Source organism: Streptomyces racemochromogenes (assembly GCF_044129415.1).
Classification (GTDB): domain Bacteria; phylum Actinomycetota; class Actinomycetes; order Streptomycetales; family Streptomycetaceae; genus Streptomyces; species Streptomyces racemochromogenes_A.
On record NZ_JBBDHD010000024.1, the window covers coordinates 63,358 to 86,656 of the forward strand.

General features: G+C 72.2%; 22 protein-coding genes and 2 riboswitches. Of the genes, 10 read left to right on the top strand and 12 right to left on the bottom strand.

Annotated features, from left to right (window positions below; translation table 11 throughout):
- Positions 1-69: 69 nt before the first annotated feature.
- Positions 70-2,355, bottom strand: a complete 2,286-nt coding sequence (gene glgX / locus WDV06_RS12505) for a glycogen debranching protein GlgX (RefSeq protein WP_395509759.1) — start codon at positions 2,353-2,355, stop codon at positions 70-72.
- A gap of 199 nt (positions 2,356-2,554) precedes the next feature.
- Here glgX and WDV06_RS12510 point away from each other — a divergent pair, with 199 nt between their 5' ends.
- From WDV06_RS12510 to WDV06_RS12545, 8 genes are all read left to right on the top strand, one after another.
- The gene (locus WDV06_RS12510) at positions 2,555-3,766 is read left to right on the top strand and encodes a L,D-transpeptidase (protein ID WP_395509760.1); all 1,212 of its coding nucleotides are present in this window, start codon (positions 2,555-2,557) and stop codon (positions 3,764-3,766) included.
- Between the two features lie 137 nt (positions 3,767-3,903).
- On the top strand, positions 3,904-6,201 hold the full coding sequence (locus WDV06_RS12515; protein ID WP_395509761.1) for a choice-of-anchor A family protein: 2,298 nt from the start codon (positions 3,904-3,906) through the stop codon (positions 6,199-6,201).
- A gap of 124 nt (positions 6,202-6,325) precedes the next feature.
- On the top strand, positions 6,326-7,576 hold the full coding sequence (locus WDV06_RS12520; protein WP_395509762.1) for a L,D-transpeptidase: 1,251 nt from the start codon (positions 6,326-6,328) through the stop codon (positions 7,574-7,576).
- A gap of 86 nt (positions 7,577-7,662) precedes the next feature.
- Entirely contained in the window at positions 7,663-8,430 is a 768-nt protein-coding gene (locus WDV06_RS12525) for an enoyl-CoA hydratase/isomerase family protein (protein ID WP_395509763.1), read from the top strand.
- A gap of 240 nt (positions 8,431-8,670) precedes the next feature.
- Positions 8,671-9,174: an ATP-binding protein gene (locus WDV06_RS12530; RefSeq protein WP_395509764.1), complete on the top strand. Its 504-nt coding sequence runs from the start codon at positions 8,671-8,673 to the stop codon at positions 9,172-9,174.
- Positions 9,175-9,555: 381 nt separating this feature from the next.
- A complete protein-coding gene (locus WDV06_RS12535) occupies positions 9,556-10,350 on the top strand; it encodes a polysaccharide deacetylase family protein (protein ID WP_395509765.1) in 795 nt (264 codons plus the stop codon).
- A complete protein-coding gene (locus WDV06_RS12540; protein WP_395509766.1) occupies positions 10,347-11,534 on the top strand; it encodes a YncE family protein in 1,188 nt (395 codons plus the stop codon). The genes WDV06_RS12535 and WDV06_RS12540 overlap by 4 nt, the downstream gene beginning before the upstream one ends.
- A gap of 131 nt (positions 11,535-11,665) precedes the next feature.
- Positions 11,666-11,878: an EF-hand domain-containing protein gene (locus WDV06_RS12545; protein WP_045947719.1), complete on the top strand. Its 213-nt coding sequence runs from the start codon at positions 11,666-11,668 to the stop codon at positions 11,876-11,878.
- 58 nt (positions 11,879-11,936) lie between these two features.
- On the opposite strand, the gene WDV06_RS12550 is transcribed toward WDV06_RS12545, so the two are convergent.
- The 5 genes from WDV06_RS12550 to WDV06_RS12570 all read right to left on the bottom strand — a co-directional run bounded on the left by WDV06_RS12550 (position 11,937) and on the right by WDV06_RS12570 (position 15,210).
- Positions 11,937-12,491, bottom strand: a complete 555-nt coding sequence (locus WDV06_RS12550; protein WP_395509767.1) for a PadR family transcriptional regulator — start codon at positions 12,489-12,491, stop codon at positions 11,937-11,939.
- Between the two features lie 105 nt (positions 12,492-12,596).
- A complete protein-coding gene (locus WDV06_RS12555; protein ID WP_395509768.1) occupies positions 12,597-13,418 on the bottom strand; it encodes an ATP-binding cassette domain-containing protein in 822 nt (273 codons plus the stop codon).
- Complete coding sequence (gene cbiQ / locus WDV06_RS12560; protein ID WP_395509769.1) at positions 13,415-14,164, bottom strand: cobalt ECF transporter T component CbiQ; 750 nt, start codon at positions 14,162-14,164, stop codon at positions 13,415-13,417. Before cbiQ ends, WDV06_RS12555 begins: the two co-directional genes overlap by 4 nt.
- Before the next feature lie 3 nt (positions 14,165-14,167).
- Entirely contained in the window at positions 14,168-14,515 is a 348-nt protein-coding gene (locus WDV06_RS12565; RefSeq protein WP_395509770.1) for an energy-coupling factor ABC transporter substrate-binding protein, read from the bottom strand.
- Positions 14,512-15,210, bottom strand: coding sequence for an energy-coupling factor ABC transporter permease (locus WDV06_RS12570; protein WP_395509771.1), 699 nt, complete (start codon positions 15,208-15,210; stop codon positions 14,512-14,514). The genes WDV06_RS12565 and WDV06_RS12570 overlap by 4 nt, the downstream gene beginning before the upstream one ends.
- Positions 15,211-15,240: 30 nt before the next feature.
- Positions 15,241-15,435: riboswitch (cobalamin riboswitch) on the bottom strand.
- 123 nt (positions 15,436-15,558) lie between these two features.
- Here WDV06_RS12570 and WDV06_RS12575 point away from each other — a divergent pair.
- Entirely contained in the window at positions 15,559-16,269 is a 711-nt protein-coding gene (locus WDV06_RS12575) for a flavodoxin family protein (RefSeq protein ID WP_395509772.1), read from the top strand.
- A 14-nt stretch (positions 16,270-16,283) separates the two neighbouring features.
- Here WDV06_RS12575 and WDV06_RS12580 read toward each other — a convergent pair whose 3' ends face one another.
- From WDV06_RS12580 to gcvT, 6 genes are all read right to left on the bottom strand, one after another.
- Positions 16,284-16,799: an AMIN-like domain-containing (lipo)protein gene (locus WDV06_RS12580; protein WP_395509773.1), complete on the bottom strand. Its 516-nt coding sequence runs from the start codon at positions 16,797-16,799 to the stop codon at positions 16,284-16,286.
- Positions 16,800-16,891: 92 nt separating this feature from the next.
- Positions 16,892-17,299, bottom strand: a complete 408-nt coding sequence (locus WDV06_RS12585) for an SsgA family sporulation/cell division regulator (protein WP_395509774.1) — start codon at positions 17,297-17,299, stop codon at positions 16,892-16,894.
- A gap of 186 nt (positions 17,300-17,485) precedes the next feature.
- Positions 17,486-18,868 carry an L-serine ammonia-lyase gene (locus WDV06_RS12590; protein ID WP_395509775.1) on the bottom strand — a complete coding sequence of 461 codons (1,383 nt, stop codon included), beginning with the start codon at positions 18,866-18,868 and terminating at the stop codon, positions 17,486-17,488.
- A gap of 258 nt (positions 18,869-19,126) precedes the next feature.
- Positions 19,127-20,383 (bottom strand): serine hydroxymethyltransferase, encoded by a 1,257-nt coding sequence (gene glyA / locus WDV06_RS12595; RefSeq protein ID WP_042811644.1) that lies wholly within the window; start codon positions 20,381-20,383, stop codon positions 19,127-19,129.
- Between the two features lie 17 nt (positions 20,384-20,400).
- Positions 20,401-20,781: a glycine cleavage system protein GcvH gene (gcvH, locus tag WDV06_RS12600; protein WP_045949756.1), complete on the bottom strand. Its 381-nt coding sequence runs from the start codon at positions 20,779-20,781 to the stop codon at positions 20,401-20,403.
- Positions 20,782-20,875: 94 nt separating this feature from the next.
- On the bottom strand, positions 20,876-21,991 hold the full coding sequence (gcvT, locus tag WDV06_RS12605) for a glycine cleavage system aminomethyltransferase GcvT (protein WP_395509776.1): 1,116 nt from the start codon (positions 21,989-21,991) through the stop codon (positions 20,876-20,878).
- A gap of 153 nt (positions 21,992-22,144) precedes the next feature.
- A riboswitch (glycine riboswitch) is annotated at positions 22,145-22,248 on the bottom strand.
- 244 nt (positions 22,249-22,492) lie between these two features.
- Between gcvT and WDV06_RS12610 the strand changes: the two genes are divergently transcribed.
- Entirely contained in the window at positions 22,493-23,134 is a 642-nt protein-coding gene (locus tag WDV06_RS12610) for an AAA family ATPase (protein ID WP_395509777.1), read from the top strand.
- Positions 23,135-23,299 lie beyond the last annotated feature (165 nt).

Here is a 23,299-nt window from a genome sequence, read left to right on the forward strand (position 1 = left end):
GGCGAACGGACGGGGCGAACGGACGGGGCGAACGGACGGGGCGAACGCGCGGGCGGGAACGCGCCGCCCTCAGCCGGCCACCCGCAGCAGCAGCACCGACCGCGCCGGCACCGTCAGCGGCTGCCCGCCCCGGTGGCGCGTGCCCGGCGCGCTCTCCTGCTCCTCCCGTGAGGTGTCCAGCACCAGCTCGTACTCCCCGGCCCACGGCGGGCCCGGCAGCACCCACTCCACCGGCCGGTCCCCGGAGTGCAGCAGCGCCAGGAAGCTCTCGTCCGTCACCTGCCGGCCCCGCTCGTCCCGCCCGGGGATGTCCCGTCCCGACAGGTACAGCCCCACCGCGGCCGCCGGCGCGTACCAGTCCCGCTCCGTCATCTCCGTCCCCGCCGGGGTGAACCAGGCCAGGTCCCGCAGTCCGTCCGAGCCCTGCGCCCGCCCCGAGAAGAAGGCCCTCCGGCGCAGCACCGGATGGCTGCGGCGCAGCCCGATCAGCCGCCGGACCAGCGCGAACAGCCCGCTCCACGCCGGATCCTCCAGCAGCGACCAGTCCACCCAGCCCGTCTCGTTGTCCTGGCAGTACGCGTTGTTGTTGCCGCCCTGGGTCCGCCCGAACTCGTCCCCCGCCACCAGCATCGGCACGCCCGTCGACAGCAGCAGCGTGGTCAGCAGGTTGCGCAGCTGCCGCCGCCGCAGGGCGGCGATCCGCACGTCGTCCGTCTCGCCCTCGGCCCCGCAGTTCCACGACCGGTTGTCGTTGGTCCCGTCCCGGTTGGCCTCGCCGTTCGCCTCGTTGTGCTTGCGCTCGTACGACACCAGGTCGCGCAGGGTGAAGCCGTCGTGCGCCGTCACGAAGTTCACCGAGGCGTACGGCCGCCGCCCGCCCCACGCGTACAGGTCGCTCGACCCCGACAGCCGGTACCCGAGGTCCCGTACGTCGGGCAGCGCGCCCCGCCAGAAGTCCCGGACGGCGTCGCGGTAGCGGTCGTTCCACTCGGTCCACAGCGGCGGGAACGCCCCGACCTGGTAGCCGCCCGAGCCCACGTCCCAGGGCTCCGCGATCAGCTTCACCCGCCGCAGCACCGGGTCCTGGGCGATCACCGCGAGGAACGGGGAGAGCATGTCGACGTCGTGCATCGACCGGGCCAGCGCCGCCGCCAGGTCGAAGCGGAAGCCGTCCACCCCCATCTCCGTGACCCAGTAGCGCAGCGAGTCGGTGATCAGGCGCAGCACGTGCGGCCGGCCGGCGTGCAGGGTGTTCCCGCAGCCCGTGTAGTCGGCGTAACGGCGCTGGTCGGACTGGAGCCGGTAGTAGCCCCGGTTGTCCACCCCGCGCAGCGACAGGGTCGGGCCCAGCTCCCCGGCCTCCGCCGTGTGGTTGTAGACCACGTCGAGGATGACCTCGATCCCGGCCGCGTGCAGGGCCCGCACCATCCGTTTGAACTCGCCGACCTGCTGCCCCGCCGTCCCGCTGGCCGAGTAGCCGGCGTGCGGGGCGAAGTAGCCGACCGAGTTGTAGCCCCAGTAGTTGCGCAGCCCGCGCCGCAGCAGGTGGTCCTCGTGCGCGAACTGGTGCACCGGCAGCAGCTCCACCGCCGTCACCCCCAGCCGCACCAGGTGCTCCACCGCCGCCGGGTGTGCCAGCCCCGCGTAGGTGCCGCGCAGCTCCTCGGGAACACCCGGATGGCGCATGGTGAACCCGCGCACGTGCAACTCGTAGATCACCGAGTCGGCCCAGGGCGTCTTCGGCCGGACGTCGTCCGCCCAGTCGTCGTCATCGTGGACGACGACCCCCTTCGGGACGAACGGCGCCGAGTCCCGGTCGTCGCGCACGGTGTCCGCGATGTACTGCTGCGGCCAGTCCCGGACGTGCCCGTACACCTCCGGGGGCAGCGAGAAGTCCCCGTCCACGGCCCGTGCGTACGGGTCCAGCAGCAGCTTCGCCGGGTTGTACCGGGCGCCCGTCCAGGGGTCCCAGCGCCCGTGCACCCGGAACCCGTACCGCTGCCCGGGCCGCACGCCGGGCAGGAATCCGTGCCAGATCTCGTGCGTCAGCTCGGTCAGGGTGCAGCGGGTCTCCGTGCCCAGGGCGTCGAACAGGCACAGCTCCACCGCCTCCGCGCCCGGTGCCCACAGCGCGAAGTTGGTGCCCGCGACGCCGCCGGGGCCCGTGTGGAAGCGGGCCCCCAGCGGGTGCGAGGACCCGGGCCACACCGGCGGCCCCGGGTGCGCGGCCGCCCGTAACACCCGGGCCTGGACCCGCTCGCGTACGGCGTCCATGTCGGGGCCGCCCCGCGGGGCGGCCCCGGTGGTACCGCTGGTGGCGGTATCCACCGCCTCTTGCTCGGCTGCGCTCGACACTGCCCGCCTCCACGGCTCCTGGGTACCGGCGGGGGGAGTGCGGCCCGGCGTCCCGGCCAGGGCCCGCCCCCGTCTGGTCCTTCACACTGTTCTGCCCTGACTGCCGTACCCGGAACGTCTCCGGCCCTCACGTTTCCCCCGGAGGGCCCCCGTCGTTGGACGGGACGTGACACTTCTGACGAGGCGGGCAGGGGCGGGAATGGCCGCCGTGGCGGTGTGGGCGGGACTGCTGGGCGGGCTCACCGGCTGCACCGGGGACGGCAGGTCCCCGGTCGAGGTGCAGCTGCCCGGCAAGCCGCGCTCGCCCGACGAGGCCATCCGCATCACCCCTGAGGACAACGCCAAGGGGGTCCCGGCCGACGGCCCGCTGCGGGTGCACGTCCCCGAGGGCAGGCTGGAGCGGGTCGTCGTCACGAAGGTGGAGGACGCGCAGCAGGAGCAGGTCCCCGGGTCCATCGCCGCCGACGGGCTCAGCTGGAGCCCCGACCCGGAGGCCGGGCGGCTCGCGCTCTCCGCCAAGTACACCGTCGACGCCGTCGCCCTCGACGGGCACAACCGGCGCCAGGCCCGCCACACCACCTTCACCACCTATGTCCCCGAGGAGCGGTTCATCGGCTACTTCAAGCCCGAGAACCGCTCCACCGTCGGCACCGGCATGATCGTCTCCTTCAAGTTCAGCCGGGCCGTCAAGAACCGCGCCGAGGTCGAGCGCGCCATCACCGTCACCTCCGAACCGGCCGTGCCGGTCGTCGGCCACTGGTTCGGCTCCGAACGCCTGGACTTCCGGCCCAAGGAGTACTGGAAGCCCGGTACCCAGGTCACTGTGAGGATCAAGCTCCGCGATGTCGAGGGCGCACCGGGGGCGTACGGCATCCAGGACAAGACCGTCAGGTTCACCATCGGCCGCTCCCAGATCTCGACGGTCGACGCGGCCGCCCACACCATGGAGGTCCGGCGCGGCGGCGAGCTGCTGTCCACCATCCCCATCAGCGCCGGGGCCCCGAAGAACACCACCTACAACGGCAAGATGGTGGTGATGGAGATGTTCGACGTCACCCGCATGAACGGGGCCACCGTCGGCTTCACCAGCGAGGACGGCAAGGGCGAGTACGACATCCCCGACGTCCCGCACGCCATCCGGCTCACCGCCTCCGGCACCTTCCTGCACGGGAACTACTGGGCCAGCCCCGACACCTTCGGCACCACCAACACCAGCCACGGCTGCGTGGGCCTGCGCGACGACAAGGGCGGCGGCTCGGACACCCCGGCGGGCTGGTTCTTCGACCGGACCCTGATCGGGGACGTGGTGGAGGTGGTGAACTCCCAGGACAAGACCGTGGCCCCCAACAACGGGCTGGGCGGATGGAACATGTCCTGGGCCGACTGGGTCGCGGGCTCCGCCGTCGGCTGACCCGCGCTGCAATCGAGTGATCGTCGGACCGGAATGACGTAGCCGGGGAGTGTCTTCCGTCCGCCACGCCGGGCCCCGCCCGCAGCCTGGCAGGGCCATCAGCGCAGGCGATGGCCGGATTTCGTGGACGGAGCGTCATGTCAGCAAGGAACTGGACCCTCGGCCTGGCCGTGGGAGCCGTACTCGCGGCCACCGCCGGGGCCCCCTCGGCCCTCGCGGCGGGCCACGGCACCGCCCCGCCGGCGGCCCGCGCCCTGCGGGCCCCGCTGCCCGGCGGCCTCGGTCCCTGCATCCCCGGCGGCACCGGCCCGGGCCAGGGCTGCCCCCCGTCCTGGCCCGACCCGAACAACCTGCCCTTCACCGGCCGGGACAACGGCATCAACCTCTTCGTCGGCGGCGACATGCAGGTCCGCCGGGGCGCCGCCGAGGCCGAGGGCAAGGTCGTGGTCCTGGGCGACTTCGACATGAACAAGTCCGCCGGAGGCAACGTCTACAACGTGGGCATCGCCGGCGTCGGCTCCCGGGTCCCCCCGGCCGACGGCTCGGACTTCCTGACCACCGGCGACGACGTCACCGTCGCCGCCGGCCAGCGGCTCCTCGCCGACGGCGGCGTCGTCCGCTACGGCGGCACCCTCACCGGCACGGTGACCGGCACCCTCACCCACGACGCGAACGCCGCCGCCCCCTACACCGCGCTGCGCGGGCAGCTCACCGCCGCGAGCACCTGCTACGCCTACCCCCAGGGCGCCCCGCGCACCGCGACCGGCCGGGCCGTGTGGAGCGCGCAGGAGACCGTCTTCACCGGGGACGGCACCTCCATGCTCCAGGTCTTCAACGTGGACTTCGACCTGGCGGGCCCCGGTACCGGCCAGCAGAGCATCCGCTTCGCGGGCATCCCGGCCGGGGCCACCGTCCTGGTCAACGTCACCGGTGAGGCCCGCACGCTCCGCGTCAACAACGTCATGCTGCCGGCCGGGCTGCGCGAGCGGCTGCTGTGGAACTTCCCCGACGCCCGAGCCGTCGGTCTCGCCGGCTCCGCCCAGCTCGGCGGCAGCGTGCTGATCGGCCAGGACGCCTCCCTCGCGACGGTCTCCGTCATCGGTATGAACGGCCGCTTCTTCACCGCCGGCAACGTCACCCACACCAGCCCCACCGAGACCACGGGACTCGGCGCCGAGTTCCACGCCTACCCCTTCGACGGCGACCTCCCGGCATGTGACCCGAGCCCGCCGGCCACCGGACGGATCTCGGTGCTGAAGACCGACGACGAGGGCCGGCCGCTGCCGGGCGCCCGCTTCGAGCTGTGGCGCGAGAGCAACGGCGTCCCGGGCCTGCAGGCCGACGGCGCGGGCGCCGACACCCTGGTGACCGACTGCACCACCCCCGCCGACGGCACCTGCACCCGTGAGGAGGAGCTCGGCACGTACTACTGGCGGGAGACGGCCGCGCCCTCCGGCTACGAACTGCCGGCCGACCCGGTCTACCGGCTGGTCCTGACGCGGGAGAACGCCGAGCGGGGCGTACGGGTCACCGCCCTGAACCGCCGCACCACGCCCCCCGAGCCCGGCGCCCGGGTGGTGCTGCGCAAGGTCGACCTGGAGAGCGGCGACCCCGTGCCCGGCGGCCGCTTCGAGCTGTGGCACGAGACCAACGGCGTACCCGACCTCCAGACGACCGGCCAGGACCGGGACACCCGGCTCGGCGGCGTCTGCGTGACCGACACCCAGGGCAGCTGCACGGTGGAACTGCCCGTCGGCGAGCGCTACTACTGGCGTGAGGTCGGAGTCCCCGACGGCTACGAGCGCCCCGCCGACCCGGTCACCGCCTTCGACCTGGACGAGGGCGATGTCGCCGAGGGGGTCGTCGTCACCATCCGCAACCAGCGCAGGGACGTCGAGCACCCCGGCTCCATCCGGGTCGTGAAGAAGGACGCCAAGACCCGCCGGCCGCTGGGCGGGGCGGTGTTCCAGCTGTGGAAGGAGACCAACAACACCGAGGGCCTCCAGACGGGGGGCCAGTACCCCGACGAGCGGATCGGTGAGCCCTGCACCACCGGCGGGAACGGGGCCTGCGATTTCGACGGGCTCGTCCCGGGCCTGTACTACCTCCTGGAGACGGCGGCCCCCGACGGCTACGCCCTGCCCGCCGACCACGTCACGGGGCCGCTGCGGGTCGAGGGCGGCGCCGGTGAGGAGATCGTCGTCCCGGTCCTCAACAAGCGGGACAAGCACGGCAAGCCGGACCACCACAAGCCGGGTCACCACGAGCCCGGCCACGACAAGCCGGGTCACGACAAGCCGGGTCACGAGGCGCCCGGGCACGAGGAGCACGGCGACCACGACGGCCCCCCGCCGGGCCACGACAAGCCCGGCCACGACGGTCACGGCCTCCCGGGCCTCGGCGGAGACTGGACCGCCGCCCGCGGCCGCGACTGACCCCCCGGCCGGCCGTCCCGGCCGCACGTCAGTTGGGACGGAACGGTGACATGAACGTTTCTATTCGTAATCTCCCCATGTGATTTCCTGTCGGCAAGCGCGCGACTGTCCGTGCGCGGGGGACATGGGGAGAACACGAGTGAACGTGCAGCCGATACGCGGCCGCGTCCGCACCGGCCTGCCGGCCCTGCTGCTGGGCGCGGCCCTTCTGCTCACCACGGCGTGCAGCAACGGCGGCGGCGCCGGCAGCGGCGGCGGTGGCGACAACGGCAAGCCCGGAGGCGGCAACGCGGCCAAGGCCAACACCGAGGCCTCGAAGGCCGTGGTCAGCGTCAAGCCGGACGACGGGGCCAAGGAGGTCGCCACCAGCGGCGTCCTGAAGGTCACGAGCACGGGCGGCAAGCTGACCACGGTCACGGTCGCCGACACCAAGGGCAACGCGGTCGAGGGCAAGCTCACTCCCGACGGCGCCGCCTGGGAGCCCGCCCGCAACCTGGCCGCCGCCACCGAGTACAAGGTGCACGCGGTCGCCAAGGACGAGGCCGGCCGCGAGTCCGCCAAGGACACCACCTTCACCACCCTCACCCCGCAGAACACCTTCGTCGGCCACTACACCCCCGAGGACGGGTCGACCGTCGGCGTCGGCATGCCGGTGTCGATCAACTTCACCCGCGGCATCACCAACACCGAGGCCGTGGAGAAGGCCATCACGGTCACCGCCGAGCCCTCCGTGCCGATCGAGGGCCACTGGTTCGGCAACGACCGCCTCGACTTCCGCCCGGAGAAGTACTGGGCCGCCGGTACGAAGGTCACCGTGAAGCTCGCCCTCGACGGCGTCGAGGGGCGCCCGGGGGTCTACGGCAAGCAGACCCGTACGGTCACCTTCACCATCGGCCGCTCCCAGGTGTCCACGGTGGACGCGACGGCGAAGACGATGGAGGTCGTCCGCGACGGCCAGGTCATCAAGAACCTGCCCATCACCGCCGGCGCCCCCGCGACGACCACCTACAACGGGCAGATGGTCATCAGCGAGAAGTACAAGGTGACCCGGATGAACGGCGCCACCGTCGGCTTCGGCGGCGAGTACGACATCTCGGACGTCCCGCACGCCATGCGCCTGTCGAACTCCGGCACCTTCGTCCACGGCAACTACTGGGCCCCCTCCAGCACCTTCGGCTCGGAGAACGTCAGCCACGGCTGCGTCGGCCTGGAGGACGAGCGCGGCGCCGGGGACCCCAACACCCCGGCGGCCTGGTTCTTCAACGAGTCCCTGATCGGCGACGTGGTGGTCGTGAAGAACTCCAAGGACAAGCAGATCGCCCCGGACAACGGCCTCAACGGCTGGAACATGGACTGGGCGGAGTGGAAGAAGTAACCGGAGCGGCTCCCTGATCCGGTGGCCCGGTGCTGTGACCCACAGCACCGGGCCACTTCTCGTTAACCGCCGCTAACCTTCCCCGTATGACCCTCTCTCTCGAAGTCTCCGAAGGCGTCGGCACCATCCGCCTGGACCGCCCGCCCATGAACGCCCTGGACATCGCCACCCAGGACCGGCTGCGCGAGCTCGCCGTGGAGGCGACCGACCGCGCCGACGTGCGCGCCGTCATCCTCTACGGCGGGGAGAAGGTGTTCGCGGCCGGCGCGGACATCAAGGAGATGCAGACGATGGACCACGCGGGGATGATCGCCCGGTCCCGCGCGCTCCAGGACGCCTTCACGGCGGTCGCCCGGATCCCCAAGCCCGTCGTCGCCGCCGTCACCGGCTACGCGCTCGGTGGCGGCTGTGAGCTCGCGCTCTGCGCCGACTACCGGATCGCCGCCGACAACGCCAAGCTCGGCCAGCCCGAGATCCTGCTCGGCCTGATCCCGGGCGCGGGCGGCACCCAGCGGCTGTCCCGGCTGATCGGCCCCTCCAGGGCCAAGGACCTCATCTTCACGGGCCGGATGGTCGCGGCGGACGAGGCGCTGGCCCTCGGGCTGGTGGACCGGGTCGTGCCGGCCGCCGAGGTGTACGAGCAGGCGCACGCGTGGGCCGCGAAGCTCGCCCAGGGGCCGGCCATCGCCCTGCGCGCGGCGAAGGAGTGCGTGGACGCCGGCCTGGAGGCCGACATCGACACCGGCCTGGCCATCGAACGCAACTGGTTCGCGGGCCTGTTCGCCACCGAGGACCGTGAGCGCGGCATGCGCAGCTTCGTCGAAGAGGGCCCGGGCAAGGCCAAGTTCGTATGAGCGTGGGCGGGTGAACCCCTGCGGGTGGTTTAGCCAGGCCTTAAAGGAGCCTTAAGGCGAAACGGTTGATCCACTCTTGGTGATCACTGTTCAGCGGAACGTCACCGCAGGTCAACGTAGGTCGGTGGACGGTCTGTTGCCCCTCGCATATGCCGGTGCGCCCCTCGGAATCCTCGATTCCGAGGGGCGTATTCGCAGGGAACGGCCCGGGCGGGCGCAGCAGCCGTCCATGATGGGTGCATGGCGGGCCTGGAGGGTGTGGAACAGCCGCGGCAGCGCGGCAGCGCTGTGGCCGTACGGCTCACGGCGGCGGTCGAGGACGAACAGGGCCTCAAGGCGCTGGAGTCGTACGGCAACCCGGCGGAGGCGGAGGTGATCCTGCCGTCCATGCCGGAGTCCGCGAGCACGGCCCGCCGGCTCGCCCAGAGCGTGGTCATCCGCTTCTGGGGGCTGTCGCCGCAGATCGCCGAGCACGCCGTCCTGCTGGTCTCCGAGCTCGTCGGCAACGCCGTCCGCCACACCGGGGCCCGGTCCTTCGGCTTACGGATGCTGCGCCGCCGCGGCTGGATCCGCGTGGAGGTGCGCGACCCCTCGCGCGGGCTGCCCTGTCTGATGCCGGTGCACGAGCTGGACACCACCGGCCGGGGGCTGTTCCTCGTCGACAAGCTGTCCGACCGCTGGGGCGCCGACCTGCTGCCGCGCGGCAAGACCACCTGGTTCGAGATGAGGGTCGCGGACCGCTGAACCGCCCGGAAACGCCAGAAACCCCCTGTCGCCGAGGTGGGGCGCCGTGGGGGTTTCATGGGCGCCGAGGACCGGTGGGGTGTGTGGTCCTCGGCGGGTGGACTTCGCTCGGGTCAAAGGGAAGCCGTGGTTCCGACTATGGCAGACGCGGGCCCAAACGCCAAAAGTCCCTACTCGGACATAAGTGTGCATATCCTAAGAGTTTTCATCTAAATCTTAGGTGAGGTGGGCCACTCACCTCGCAATCCATGAATGACTATCCACCGCTCTGTGTAATTCGTTGATCGCATAGCAGGCGAGACTGCTCGGGGGCGCCACTACCGAAGGTCCCAAAATGGGTCAATCATTACCTTCGGGGGCGTTCGCCTCTTAAATGGGCAGGTGCTCTGTTATCCAGACCGCCGTACCGCCCTGCGCGCCACGGCGGCTGTCGCCGCCGGTGCCCTCACCGCGGCCTGCGGCACGGGCGGGGGCGGCCCGTCGGCGTCCCGGCCCGCCCCGGCCGCCCCGGCCACGCCGAAAGCCGCCGTGCCCGCCCCGGCCCCCGCCCCCGCCCCCCGCCGGTTCCCCGGGCAGCCCGTCGAGATCGCGCACGGTCCGCGCGACCACCCGAAGGTCGCCCTCACCTTCCACGGCAACGGGGACCCCGCCACCGGCCGCGCCGTACTCGCCGAGGCGGAGAAGGCGGGCGCGCGGATCACCGTCCTGGCCATCGGGACCTGGCTCGACGACCACCCCGACATGGCCCGCCGGATCCTCGACGGCGGGCACGAGCTCGGCAACCACACCCACCACCACCTCGCGATCAACGCCCTGCCCGAGACGGAGGCCTACGCCGAGATCACCGGCTGCGCCCAGCGCCTCAAGCGCCTCACCGGCTCCATCGGCACCTGGTTCCGCCCCTCGCAGACCCAGAACGCCAGCCCCCTCGTCCAGAAGCTGGCCCAGCGGGCCGGCTACCCGCACGTCCTCTCGTACGACGTGGACTCCCTCGACTTCACCTCGCCCGGCGCCGCGGCCGTCATCCGCAACGTCACCGGGACGATCCACGGCGGATCGGTGGTGAGCCTGCACTTCGGCTACGCGGACACGGTCGACGCGATGCCTCCCCTCCTCGAAGAACTCGCGCGCCGCAAGCTGCGCGCGGTGACCACCACGGAGCTGCTGACCCCATGACGACCACCCGCCTTCCCCGGAAGGTCACCGTGCTGCTGGCCGGTCTGGTCCTCGCCGCCCTGGCCGGCTGCGGATCGGGCGACAAGGCGCCCGCCGAGGCGCTCGGCTCCAAGGGGCCGGCCGACCCCGTCAAAGCCGTGCCCGCCGTACCGCCGGGGCTGGCCGGGATGCCTCCGGTGCTGGACCCGGCCGACGTCTACGCGGCGGACCGGCCGAACAAGCTCTCCCCGGTGGTCAAGGACTTCCCGTCACGCGTCTACGTCCCGAACACCAACTCCAACACGGTGTCGGTCATCGACCCGGCCACCTACAAGGTCATCGACACCATCCCGGTCGGCGTGCAGCCCCAGCACGTGGTGCCCTCGTGGGACATGAAGACCCTGTGGGTCAACAACAACCGCGGCCACACCCTCACCCCCATCAACCCGGCCACCGGCGAGGCGGGCGAACCCGTCGAGGTGCACGACCCGTACAACCTCTACTTCACGCCCAACGGCAAGTACGCCGTCGTGATGGCCTCCATGGACCGCGAGCTGGTCTTCCGCGACCCGCACACCATGAACCGGGTCAAGACCGTCCCCGTGACCTGCTTCGGCGTCAACCACGCCGACTTCTCCCTCGACGGCCGCTACTTCATCGTCAGCTGCGAGTTCTCCGGCGAGCTGCTCAAGGTCGACACGGAGAAGATGGAGGTCATCGGCCAGCAGAAGCTCCCCTTCGAGGGCGCGATGCCGCAGGACGTGAAGATCTCGCCCGACGGGAAGACCTTCTACGTGGCCGACATGATGGCGCACGGCATGTGGGTGCTCAGCGGGGACAAGTTCGACACCCCCAAGCTGCTGCCCACCGGCAAGGGCTGCCACGGCCTGTACGTCAGCCGCGACTCCCGCGAGATGTACGTCTCCAACCGGGGCGAGGGCAGCATCTCGGTCTTCGACTTCAAGAAGAACGCGCTCACCAAGAAGTGGGAGCTGCCCGACGGCGGCAGTCCCGACATGGGCGGGGTCTCGGCCGACGGCAAGGTGCTGTGGCTGTCCGGCCGCTACAACTCCGAGGTCTACGCGATCGACACCACCACCGGCAAGGAGCTGGCGAGGATCCCGGTCGGCAGCGGCCCGCACGGCCTGGCCGTGTACCCGCAGCCCGGCCGCTACTCCCTCGGCCACACCGGCATCTTCCGCTAGGCACACCCGCCCGTACGGGAACGCGACGGCGTCCCGGGAGCCCGCCCGCGGTGCCGGGACCCGTCGGCGGGACCCGCCCCCGGTACGGCTACCCTGAGCCGGTCAACAAGCACCAGGAAGGGGTGGCCCCAGTGGCGGACATCGACAAGGCACGCGAGACGTTCGACCGGTTCGACGCGAACGGCGACGGCGTCATCACGGCCGACGAGTACAGCGCGGCCATGAAGGCGATGGGGGACCACTTCGTCACCCCCGCGATCGCCGACGCGATCATCGCGGCGAAGGACCTCAACGGCGACAAGCTGCTGAGCTTCGACGAGTTCTGGGCCGACCTGAACAAGTAAGGCCCCGCCGAACGGGCGCCGCGCCCGCCTCCGTCCCGTCCGCCGGGGCGGGGGCGCGTCAGGCCTCCGTTCCGGCGGCCGTCATGTCCTCGACCTCGGCGAGGGCCTCCTCCAGCCAGCCGAGCCAGAAGCCCTCCAGGGCGATGCCCCCGTGCAGCACGAGCCGGCGCAGCCGGTCCGGGTCGGCGTTGCGCCCCGGCGGGAAGTCCTTCGCCTCGATGGCCTCGTACTCCGCCAGCTGCGTCCGGTGCAGCTCCAGGTGCCGCCGCAGCTCCGCACCCAGCCCCTGCGGCCCCACCACGGCCGCCGCCCGGATCCGCAGCAGCAGCGCGTCCCGCATCGGCTTGGGGTCCTGCCGCTCGTCCACCCAGCGCACGAGCTCCGCCCTGCCGTCGGGCAGCACCTCGTACTGCTTCTTCTGCCCCCGCACGGGCACCTCGCTGGGCAGCGCCCGGATCAGCCCGGCCTCCTCCAGCCGGCCCAGCTCCCGGTAGATCTGCTGGTGCGTCGCCGACCAGAAGTAGCCGATCGACTTGTCGAACCGCCGCGTCAGCTCCAGCCCGGAAGAGGGCTTCTCCAACAGCGCGGTGAGAATGGCATGCGGCAACGACATGCGGCCATCCTAGGTGTGGGCGACGGTCCCGCAGGGCGGGCCGAGGGGATGGTGCCGGGCCCCGCCCCGCAGGGCCGACCCCGCCCGAATCCGGCACGGCTCCGCTCAGCCCGGCGCGCCCAGCTCCTCCGGCGTGCGCGGCCCCGGAACCCCCTTCGGCAGCATCCCCTTGGCCCGCAGGAACGCGGCCACCACCGGCGCCCACGCCATCCGCAGCCCCGCCGAGGCCAGCAGCTCCGGATCGGACAGCAGCACGGGCGCGGGCCCCACCCGGATCCCCGAAGGCGTGAGCACCGCGGCGTCGTCCGCCCACCGGACCGCCAGGTCCACGTCGTGGGTGGCCATCACCACCGTCGTCCCCGCCGCCCGCAGCCCCGCCAGGACGTCGAGCAGCCGCTCCTGACCGTCCGGGTCGAGCCCGGCCGTCGGTTCGTCCAGGATCAGCACCCGCGGCGCCATCGCCACCGCGCCCGCGATCGCCGCCCGCTTGCGCTGCCCGTACGACAGCAGGTGCGTCGGCCGGTCGCGCAGCGCGGTGATGTCCAGGGCGGCCAGCGCGGAGTCCACCCGCTCGCGGACCTCCGCCTCCGGCAGGCCCAGGTTCATCGGGCCGAAGGACACGTCCTGCTCCACGGAGGCCGCGAACAGCTGGTCGTCGGGGTCCTGCACCACCAGCTGGACGGTGGTCCGCAGCCGGGTCAGCCCCCGCCGGTCGTACGCCACCTCCGTACCCGCCAGCCGCAACGCCCCCGACGCGGGCCGCAGACCCCCGCTCAGCAGCCGCATCAGCGTGGTCTTGCCGCTGCCGTTGCGGCCCAGCAGCACCAGCGCCCGCCCCTCGGCGATCGCGAAGTCCACGCCCGACAACACGGCCGGCCCGTCCTCGTACGCGTACCCCGCGCCGACCAGCTCCACCAACGGGGTCACAGCCCCAGCTCCTTCAGTACGAGGGTCCCCGCGACCAGACCGGCCAGCAGGACGGCGGCGGCCGCCAGGAATCGCCGCGACAGCCGCGCCGGCGGGACGAGCACCCGCAGCGCGCCGTCGTAACCGCGCCCGGCGAGCCCCTCCTGGAGCCGGGCGGCGCGGTCGAAGGCCCGGACGAACGAGGTCGCCGCGAGCCCGGCCACCGAACGCCAGGCGGCGCCCCGCCCGGCCTGTCCGAGCCGGGCCGCCTGGGCGCGGCGGACCTGGGCCAGGGAGTCCAGCAGCAGGAAGCCGATCCGGTACATCACCAGGGCCACGTCCACCACCGGTGCCGGCACCCCGGCCCGCACCAGCCGGGGCAGCACGTCCGAGACCGGTGTGGTGAAGGCGAACAGCAGCACCCCCAGGGAGGCGGCCGAGGTGCGCAGCAGCAGGTCCAGCGCGTGCCGGGGCCCGTCCGGGGCCGGCGCGAGGAACCCGTCCGGGCCGCCCACCGACACCAGCAGCGGCAGCGCGCCCGTGACGCAGAACCCCAGCGGGACCCGGAACGCGCGCCACAGCTGCCGCCCGGGCACCCCGGCGGGTCCCAGCAGCACCGCCAGGGTGGCCGCGGCCACCAGCGGCCCGCCGGGCCAGGGGGGCAGGCACACGGCGGCGAGGGTCAGCCCGAACCCCAGGAGGGCCTTCTCCAGCGGATGCCGGCCCCGCCAGCGGCTGGAGTGCGCCGCGACGTCGATGGGCAGCACCGGCTACGGCTCCCGCGTGGGCTCGGCGGGGGTCTGCGCCTGCGCGAGGGCCTGCGCCGCGCCCTGGCGGCGGCCCTTGCGGACCCCGAAGTAGTACGCGAGCACACCCGCGCCCAGGGCCGCCTGGAGGGCGAACAGCGCGGACTCGATCTCGCCCGACGGGGGCTCGTACAGCGGGGAGAACCAGGGTTCGTAGTCCGGCTTCAGCTCGGTGATGGCCGACTCCGCCTGGGCGTCGGCGCCCGTGAAGGGCTCCTCCTTGCCCTCGCCGAGCCCCAGCGCGAGCGGGAGGACGGCCAGCGCCGCCACCAGGAGCAGCAGCAGGGTGTTGATCTTGGCGTTCCTGCTCATCGGGCCGCCGCCTCCTGGGTCCGCTCCGTGCCGGTCAGCCTGGCGACCCCGAGCCGGACCAGGTCCGACCTGCTCGACTGCATCAGCAGCCGCATCACGAGCACCGTCAGCAGCCCCTCGCTGACCGCGAGCGGGATCTGGGTGACGGCGAAGATGCCCGCGAACTTCTCCAGCGAGCCCAGGAAGCCGCTCGACGGGTCCGGGAAGGCCAGCGCCAGCTGGACGGAGGTCACGCAGTAGGTGACCAGGTCGGCGAAGAAGGCCCCGAAGAACACGGTGACCATCAGCGGGGCGCCGGAGCGGCTCAGCAGCCTGTAGACCGCGTACCCGGCCCAGGGTCCGGCGATGGCCATCGAGAAGACGTTGGCGCCCAGGGTGGTCAGCCCGCCGTGCGCCAGCAGCAGGGCCTGGAACAGCAGGGTGATGGTGCCGAGCACCGCCATGACGGGCGGCCGGAAGAGGATGGCGCCGAGCCCGGTGCCGGTGGGGTGGGAGCAACTTCCCGTCACCGAGGGGATCTTCAGGGCGGACAGGACGAAGGTGAACGCACCGGACGCGCCGAGGAGCAGCGTGCTCTCGGGGTGGGCCTTCACCTCGCGGGTCAGCGCGCGGACCCCGTGGATGACGAACGGGGCGGACGCGGCGCCCCAGGCGGCCGCGTGCAGCGGGGGCAGGAACCCCTCGGCTATGTGCATGAGTCGGGAGACCTCTCCAGCACCTCGTGGATGGACGTACGCGCCCCGGCCGGTCTCCTGGCTGACGGGTACTGCCGCCCCGGCTCCGCCTTCCCGGGTCCGTACGGTCTCCCGCGCGGTCCCAGTGGCTCCCGCAAGGGGTGGAGCTGGACTTCCCGATCACAGTGGCGAGGGCCGCACCGGTTTTCCACCGGTTTCCCGAACACCAAGGCCAGCTGACCCTAGTCGCCCGCACGGACCGGTATCAACCCGGACCGATCCGGCCGATCGGATGGCCGAATTCCGTTTCGTCCCCCGGACGGGCCGCGAGCGGTGGCGGGGCCGGCGGCCGGCCCGCAGGGTGGGGGCGTGGCCGACTACGACTACTCCGACCTGTCCGCCGTCTTCGTCAACTGCACCCTCAAACGCTCTCCCGAGACCAGCAACACCGAGGGGCTGATCTCCAAGAGCCGGGCCGTCATGGAGTCGGCCGGGGCCCGCACCGAGCTGATCCGCGCCATCGACCATGACATCGCCACCGGGGTCTGGCCGGACATGACCGACCACGGCTGGGAGAGCGACCAGTGGCCGGTGCTCTACAGCCGGATCATGGACGCCGACATCCTCGTCCTGTGCGGCCCGATCTGGCTCGGTGACAACAGCTCGGTCATGAAGCGGGTCATCGAGCGGCTCTACGCCTGCTCCTCGCTGCTGAACGACGCGGGCCAGTACGCCTACTACGGGCGCGTCGGCGGGGCGCTGATCACCGGCAACGAGGACGGCGTCAAACACTGCGCCATGAACGTCCTCTACAGCCTCCAGCACCTGGGCTACGCGATCCCCCCGCAGGCCGACGCGGGCTGGATCGGGGAGGCCGGGCCGGGCCCCTCCTACCTGGACCCGGGCTCCGGCGGCCCCGAGAACGACTTCACCAACCGCAATACGGCGTTCATGTCCTGGAACCTGATGCACCTCGCGGCGCTCCTCAAGCGCGCCGGAGGCATCCCCGCGCACGGCAACCAGCGCTCCGAGTGGGACGCCGGCTGCCGTTTCGACTTCCCGAACCCCGAACACCGCTAGGCGCGGGGCCGGTGTCAGCAGGTGTTCGGGTGCGCGACGTCCACCACGAGCCGCTCGGGCGAGTGCAGGACGGACGTGCTGTAGGCGGGCTGGGTGTCGAAGGCGGCGCCGAAGGTCACGTACCCCTCGTAGTCGCCGGTCAGGGCGAGGCCCTTGAGCTTGCTGAGGCCGATCTGCTGGAGCCTGGGCCCCTGGTAGACGTTGTTGCCCGCGTCGTCGTGACCGGCGGCGGGGTGCAGGCGGATCTCCAGGAAGTACTTCCCGGGCAGCGGGACGGGCTTGCCCGACCCGTCGTAGACCAGCTGGGAGACGGGAGTGACCGTGAAGGGCGGAACGGAGCCCTGGAGGTCGATGACGATCCGGTCGTACGTGCAGTGGCCGCCCCAGCGGGCGTTGACGACGAGCGGGGTCGTGGAGCGGACGGCGGCCGGGGCGGCCGCCGAGGCCGGTGCGGCGAGCGCGAGCCCTGCGGTCAGCAGGGCACCCGTGGCCAGGGCCGCGATCCGGCGGCGGTGCGGGTGGTGACGCATGGCGTCCCCCCGATCCTCTGAGACGGGAATGGCTGTCATCCGGTAGGACAGCCGTGGGGCCCCGACGGTTGCACGCCCGGGGCCCGGCGGCCTCAGAAGGTCAGCAGCGCGCTCAGCTCCGCGTCCAGGTCGTAGTGGCGCTCCTCCTGACCGCGCGGGACCAGATCGGTCATCCGGCGGCACAGCTCGCGCAGGTCCTTGGCCCGCACGGAGACCACGCAGCCGTGCCCGCCGTTGCTCAGGGCCAGCAGGACCCGGGGCTCGGTGCCGCTCCAGCGCGGCCACACCCGTATGTCGCCCTCGCCGGTGGCGCAGGTCTGCCCGTCGATCAGGAGCTCCCGCGAGAACACCCAGCGGGCGATGCGGACCCCGGCGCCCCGGAACTCCACGGCGACCTCGTAGGGCCGGTCCGTGCGGTAGACGAAGACGCCCTCCAGGGGGACGGGCAGCGGTGCGGCCTCCAGCCGCAGCGGCAGGACGCGGTGTTCGGTGATGGCCATGGAGGCTGCCTCTCGTCGCGGGGTGACTGCGCCCCCCGCAGCACGCTAGTGCACCCGCGGCCCGCCGCCCGGGGGCCGAAGGTCCCGACCCGGGCGGGCCGTGGGACCCCACTTCGCCCGCGACGCCGCGGGGCCCGGCGCACCCGCGCCGGGCCCCTCGTCACCTCGTCACGCTGCGCCGACCGGTCAGCACTCGATGACGTTGACCGCGAGTCCGCCGCGCGCGGTCTCCTTGTACTTGACCTTCATGTCCGCGCCGGTCTCCTTCATGGTCTTGATGACCTTGTCCAGGGAGACCTTGTGGCTGCCGTCGCCGCGCATGGCCATCCGCGCCGCCGTGACGGCCTTGACCGCCGCCATGCCGTTGCGCTCGATGCACGGGATCTGCACCAGGCCGCCGACCGGGTCGCAGGTCAGGCCCAGGTTGTGCTCCATGCCGATCTCGGCCGCGTTCTCCACCTGCTCCGGGGAGCCGCCCAGCACCTCGGCCAGGGCGCCCGCCGCCATGGAGCAGGCGGAGCCGACCTCGCCCTGGCAGCCGACCTCGGCGCCCGAGATGGAGGCGTTCTCCTTGAAGAGCATGCCGATCGCGCCCGCGGCCAGCAGGAAGCGGACCACGCCGTCCTCGTCCGCGCCGGGCACGAAGTTCATGTAGTAGTGCAGGACGGCCGGCAGGACGCCCGCGGCGCCGTTGGTGGGGGCGGTGACGACGCGGCCGCCCGCCGCGTTCTCCTCGTTCACCGCCATCGCGTAGATGGTCGTCCACTCGCTGCGGTGCAGCAGCGGGTCGCCCTCGGTGCGCAGCTGGCGCGCCGTGGCCGCGGCCCGGCGCTTGACGCGCAGCCCGCCCGGCAGGATGCCCTCGCGGGACATGCCGCGCGAGACGCAGGACTGCATGACCCGCCAGATCTCCAGGAGGCCCTCGCGGATCTCCTCCTCGGTGCGCCAGGCCTTCTCGTTCTCCATCATCAGCGAGGAGATCGACAGGCCGGTCTCGTTCGCCAGGCGGAGCATCTCGTCGCCCGAGCGGAAGGGGTACTTCAGCACGGTGTCGTCGAGCTTGATCCGGTCCTCGCCGACCGCGTCCTCGTCCACGACGAAGCCGCCGCCGACCGAGTAGTAGGTCTTCTCCAGCAGCGGGGCGCCGGAGGCGTCGTAGGCGAAGAGGGTCATGCCGTTCGCGTGGTAGGGCAGCGAGCGGCGGCGGTGCAGGATCAGCTGGTTCGGCTCGTCGAAGTCGATCTCGTGGACGTTTCCTATCTCCGTCCCGAGCAGCCGCAGCTTTCCGGTGCGCCGGATCCGCTCCACCTCGTCGTCGGCGGTCTCCACGTCCACCGTGCGCGGGGAGTGGCCCTCCAGACCGAGCAGGACCGCCTTGGGGGTGCCGTGGCCGTGGCCGGTGGCGCCGAGGGAGCCGAAGAGCTCGGCCCGTACGGACGCGGTCTGGGCGAGGACGCCGTCCTTCTTCAGACGGGACACGAACATGCGCGCCGCGCGCATCGGGCCGACCGTGTGGGAGGAGGAGGGGCCGATACCGATGGAGAAGAGATCGAAGACGGAGATGGCCACTGGCGGACTCCCTTGTCGGCTCGTGGGGTGGAGAGGGGGGCAGGGGTGTGGGTGGTGCGGGGTGGTACGCGGGGGATCTGCGGATTTTGTCCGGCAGACGAGCGTAACGCGTGGAGATGAACGTTTCCGCTCGCGGAAGGGTCCGCGGGACGTGAGTCAGCTCGCGTTCCGGTGCCCGGCGGGGGAGGGGACCGGGACGGAACGCAGAAAGGGGCCCGGCCCTGTGCGGAACAAGGCCGGACCCCTCCTGGCCCGTGACTAGAGCGACGGGTACAGCGGGAACTTCGCGGCGAGCGCGGAGACGCGCGCCTTGAGGTCGTCCGCGTCGAAGGCCGGCTTCAGGGCCTGCGCGATGATCTCGGCGACCTCGCGGAAGTCCTCGGCGCCGAAGCCGCGGGTGGCCAGCGCCGGCGTACCGATGCGCAGACCCGAGGTGACCATCGGCGGGCGCGGGTCGTTCGGGATGGCGTTCCGGTTGACCGTGATGCCGATCTCGTGGAGCCGGTCCTCGGCCTGCTGGCCGTCGAGCTCGGAGTTGCGCAGGTCGACCAGGACCAGGTGCACGTCGGTGCCGCCGGAGAGGACGGAGACGCCCACCTCGGTGACGTCCGGCTGGACCAGGCGCTCGGCGATGATCTTCGCGCCCTCCAGGGTGCGCTCCTGGCGCTCCTTGAACTCGGGCGAGGCCGCGACCTTGAAGGAGACGGCCTTGGCCGCGATCACGTGCTCCAGCGGACCGCCCTGCTGGCCCGGGAAGACCGCGGAGTTGATCTTCTTGGCGAGCTCCTGCGTCGACAGGATGACACCGCCGCGCGGGCCGCCGAGCGTCTTGTGCGTGGTGGTGGTGACCACGTGGGCGTGCGGCACCGGGTTCGGGTGCAGGCCCGCGGCGACCAGGCCCGCGAAGTGGGCCATGTCGACCATCAGGTACGCGCCGACCTCGTCCGCGATCCGGCGGAAGGCGGCGAAGTCCAGCTGGCGCGGGTAGGCGGACCAGCCTGCGACGATCAGCTGCGGCTTGGACTCCTTGGCGAGGCGCTCGACCTCGGCCATGTCGACCTGGCCGGACTCGTCGACGTGGTAGGGGACCACGTTGTAGAGCTTGCCGGAGAAGTTGATCTTCATGCCGTGGGTCAGGTGACCACCGTGGGCCAGGTTCAGGCCCATGATCGTGTCGCCCGGCTTGAGCAGCGCGAACATCGCGGCGGCGTTGGCCTGCGCACCGGAGTGCGGCTGGACGTTGGCGGCCTCGGCACCGAAGAGGGCCTTGATGCGGTCGATCGCGATCTGCTCGACCACGTCGACGTGCTCGCAGCCGCCGTAGTAGCGGCGGCCCGGGTAGCCCTCGGCGTACTTGTTGGTCAGGACCGAGCCCTGGGCCTCCATGACGGCGACCGGAGCGAAGTTCTCCGACGCGATCATTTCCAGGGTCGACTGCTGGCGTACGAGCTCGGCGTCGACGGCGGCGGCGACGTCGGGGTCGAGTTCGTGGAGAGGGGTGTTCAGAACGGACATCAGGATCCCCTGGGGTGTCAGTTACCGGCGGTGAGGGCGGTGTACTCGTCGAAGGAGAGCGCGTCCTTGGGCTCCTCCGAGAGCTTCACCTTGAACAGCCAGCCACCCTCGAACGGGGCGGAGTTCACCAGCGCCGGGTCGTCCACGACGTCCTGGTTGAACTCGACGATCTCACCGGAGACGGGGGAGTACAGGTCGCTGACCGACTTGGTCGACTCCAGCTCGCCACAGGTCTCGCCCTCGGTGACCGTGTCGCCGACCTCGGGGAGCTGGGCGTAGACGACGTCACCGAGTGCGTCGGCGGCGAAGGCCGTGATGCCGACCGTCGCGACGCCGTCGACGGCGTCCGACAGCCACTCGTGCTCCTTGGTGTAACGCAGCTGCTGGGGGTTGCTCATGACCTGATTCTCCTGGATGCGGTGCGGTGGATACGAACGGTGGTCTTGCGTGCCGTCGGCGGACCGGCGGCGCCGGGTCCCGGGGACCCGAGGGTCACTTCTGCCGCTTGTAGAACGGCAGGGCCACGACCTCGTACGGCTCATGCGTACCGCGAATGTCCACGCCGACCCCGGAGGTGCCGGGCGCGGCGTGCTCCGCGTCGACGTACGCCATCGCGATCGGCTTGCCCAGCGTCGGCGACGGGGCACCGGAGGTGACCTCGCCGATCACCTTGCCATCGGCGACCACGGAGAACCCGGCGCGCGGGACGCGGCGGCCCTCGGCGACCAGGCCGACCAGCTTGCGCGGGGCCTGCGTGGCGGCGCGCTCGGCGGCGGCCTCCAGGGCGGCGCGGCCGACGAAGTCACCCTCCTTCTCGAACTTCACGACCCGGCCCAGCCCGGCGTCGAAGGGCGTGAGGGAGGTCGTCAGCTCGTGCCCGTACAGCGGCATGCCCGCCTCCAGGCGCAGGGTGTCGCGGCAGGACAGGCCGGCCGGGACCAGGCCGGCGCCCTCGCCCGCCTTGGTCAGCGCCTGCCACAGCTCCACGGCGTGCTCCGGCTTGATGAACAGCTCGAAGCCGTCCTCGCCGGTGTAGCCGGTGCGGGCGATCAGCGCGGGCACGCCCGCGACGGTGCCCGGCAGGCCGGCGTAGTACTTCAGGCCGTCCAGGTCGGCGTCGGTCAGCGAGGCGAGGATGCCGGGGGACTCGGGACCCTGGACGGCGATCAGCGCGTAGGCGTCGCGGTCGTCGCGGACCTCGGTGTCGAAGCCGGCGGCGCGCTCGGTCAGCGCGTCCAGCACGACCTGGGCGTTGGAGGCGTTGGCGACGACCATGTACTCGGTCTCGCCGAGGCGGTAGACGATCAGGTCGTCCAGGATCCCGCCGTCCTCCTGGCAGATGTGCGTGTAGCGGGCGCGGCCGACGCCGACGGTGGAGATGTTGCCGACCAGGGCGTAGTCCAGGGCCTTGACGGCCTCCGGGCCGGTCAGGGTGATCTCGCCCATGTGGGAGAGGTCGAACAGGCCGGCCTTGGTCCGCACGGCGTTGTGCTCGTCGCGCTCACTGGCGTAGCGCAGCGGCATGTCCCAGCCCGCGAAGTCGGTCATGGTCGCACCGAGCGAACGGTGCAGCGCGTCGAGCGCGGTCAGGCGGGGGGCAGTGCTCATGGGTGTGGCTCCCGGGTCCCAGGGCATGACATGACGAGGACGATCCTCCCCATCTGTCATCGGAACCTGAGAGGTTCGCCGAGAGTTCCCCCAGGGGGAACGCCGACTTGCACCTTGGGTGGAGCTGACGGACAGCTCGCTTTTCAGATCTGCCTCATCCACGCGGTACGGGGCCTGAGAGATTCAAGGGAGGTACTTGCTCCTTCGGCGCCCGGGCACGGCCTCGCGGCCAGCCGGGACTCTCCCGCGCGGATTCAAGCGGCCGGTATGCAGTTGGTGTCCAGATGGCGCACATCATTGCACGGGACGGGCGGAAGCGGGCAGTGGGGGCCCGGGGAACGCACGCGGAACCCGCGCCGCCGGGGGTCCCCGGAGTCCCGGGTGCCGGACGGCGTGCCCGGAACCGACCCGCCCGGATTACCGTCTCTTTACATTCAGCGGGCATGGGGCCCTCGCGGCCCGACTCGGGGGGAGACGATCACGGTGCGGAGATTCGGAGTGGTGACCAGTACGGGGGCGGTGGAGGGGGCCCGGGCGCGCCCCCTCGCCGCCGCGCCCGCCCAGACGGCCGGCACGGTCCGGGACCTGCGCGGACGGGTGGCCCGGGGCCCGAGGCGGCTGAGTTTCGCCGCCGGGGACATCGTGGTGGTGTCCGGCCTGCCGGGCGGCGGCAAGTCCACCCTGATCAAGCGGGCGGCCCCCGGCGGCGCCATCGACTCCCAGGACGTCCGCGAGCGCTGGGAGCGGCGCATGCCGGCGGCGCTGCCCTACGCGGTGTACCGGCCGCTGGTCCGGGCGTCCCACTACTGGACCCTGTGGCGCGAGCTGCGCTCCGGCGCGTCCCTGGTCGTCCACGACTGCGGCACCCAGAGCTGGGTCCGGGCCCTCCTCGCGGCCTCCGCCCGGCGCCGGGGCCGCCGCCTCCACCTCCTCCTGCTGGACGCGACCCCGGAGGAAGCCCTCGCGGGCCAGGCCGCGCGGGGCCGGGGCGTCTCGGCGTACGCCTTCGCCCGCCACCGCGCGGCGGTGACGGGCCTGCTGTCGGCGGCGGAATCGGGCCACGCCCCGAGCGGCTGCGCCACCACCACCCTCCTGGACCGCCCGGCGGCGGCGAACCTGACGGAAATCACCTTCACGCCCTGACCCGGCGCCGACCGCGTTCCGCCGGCCGCCGCTGCGCGAGGCGGAGGTCCCCACCGGCCCTTCGCCCGTTCCCCGGGCTGCGCCCGGACCCGCGCCTCAAACGCCGGCGGGACTGTCTATAGCCCCGCCGGCGTTTGAGGCGCGGGGTCTGGGGCGGAGCCCCAG

Excerpts from the sequence above, each read along its gene's own strand:
- WDV06_RS12520 (WP_395509762.1), top strand. The coding sequence starts at position 6,326 with ATGGGGAGAACACGAGTGAACGTGCAGCCGATACGCGGCCGCGTCCGC.
- WDV06_RS12525 (WP_395509763.1), top strand. The coding sequence starts at position 7,663 with ATGACCCTCTCTCTCGAAGTCTCCGAAGGCGTCGGCACCATCCGCCTG.
- gcvH (WP_045949756.1), bottom strand. The coding sequence starts at position 20,781 with ATGAGCAACCCCCAGCAGCTGCGTTACACCAAGGAGCACGAGTGGCTG.
- gcvT (WP_395509776.1), bottom strand. The coding sequence starts at position 21,991 with ATGAGCACTGCCCCCCGCCTGACCGCGCTCGACGCGCTGCACCGTTCG.
- WDV06_RS12510 (WP_395509760.1), top strand. The coding sequence starts at position 2,555 with ATGGCCGCCGTGGCGGTGTGGGCGGGACTGCTGGGCGGGCTCACCGGC.
- WDV06_RS12565 (WP_395509770.1), bottom strand. The coding sequence starts at position 14,515 with ATGAGCAGGAACGCCAAGATCAACACCCTGCTGCTGCTCCTGGTGGCG.
- WDV06_RS12580 (WP_395509773.1), bottom strand. The coding sequence starts at position 16,799 with ATGCGTCACCACCCGCACCGCCGCCGGATCGCGGCCCTGGCCACGGGT.
- glyA (WP_042811644.1), bottom strand. The coding sequence starts at position 20,383 with ATGTCCGTTCTGAACACCCCTCTCCACGAACTCGACCCCGACGTCGCC.
- WDV06_RS12530 (WP_395509764.1), top strand. The coding sequence starts at position 8,671 with ATGGCGGGCCTGGAGGGTGTGGAACAGCCGCGGCAGCGCGGCAGCGCT.
- WDV06_RS12540 (WP_395509766.1), top strand. The coding sequence starts at position 10,347 with ATGACGACCACCCGCCTTCCCCGGAAGGTCACCGTGCTGCTGGCCGGT.
- WDV06_RS12515 (WP_395509761.1), top strand. The coding sequence starts at position 3,904 with ATGTCAGCAAGGAACTGGACCCTCGGCCTGGCCGTGGGAGCCGTACTC.
- WDV06_RS12585 (WP_395509774.1), bottom strand. The coding sequence starts at position 17,299 with ATGGCCATCACCGAACACCGCGTCCTGCCGCTGCGGCTGGAGGCCGCA.
- WDV06_RS12570 (WP_395509771.1), bottom strand. The coding sequence starts at position 15,210 with ATGCACATAGCCGAGGGGTTCCTGCCCCCGCTGCACGCGGCCGCCTGG.
- WDV06_RS12550 (WP_395509767.1), bottom strand. The coding sequence starts at position 12,491 with ATGTCGTTGCCGCATGCCATTCTCACCGCGCTGTTGGAGAAGCCCTCT.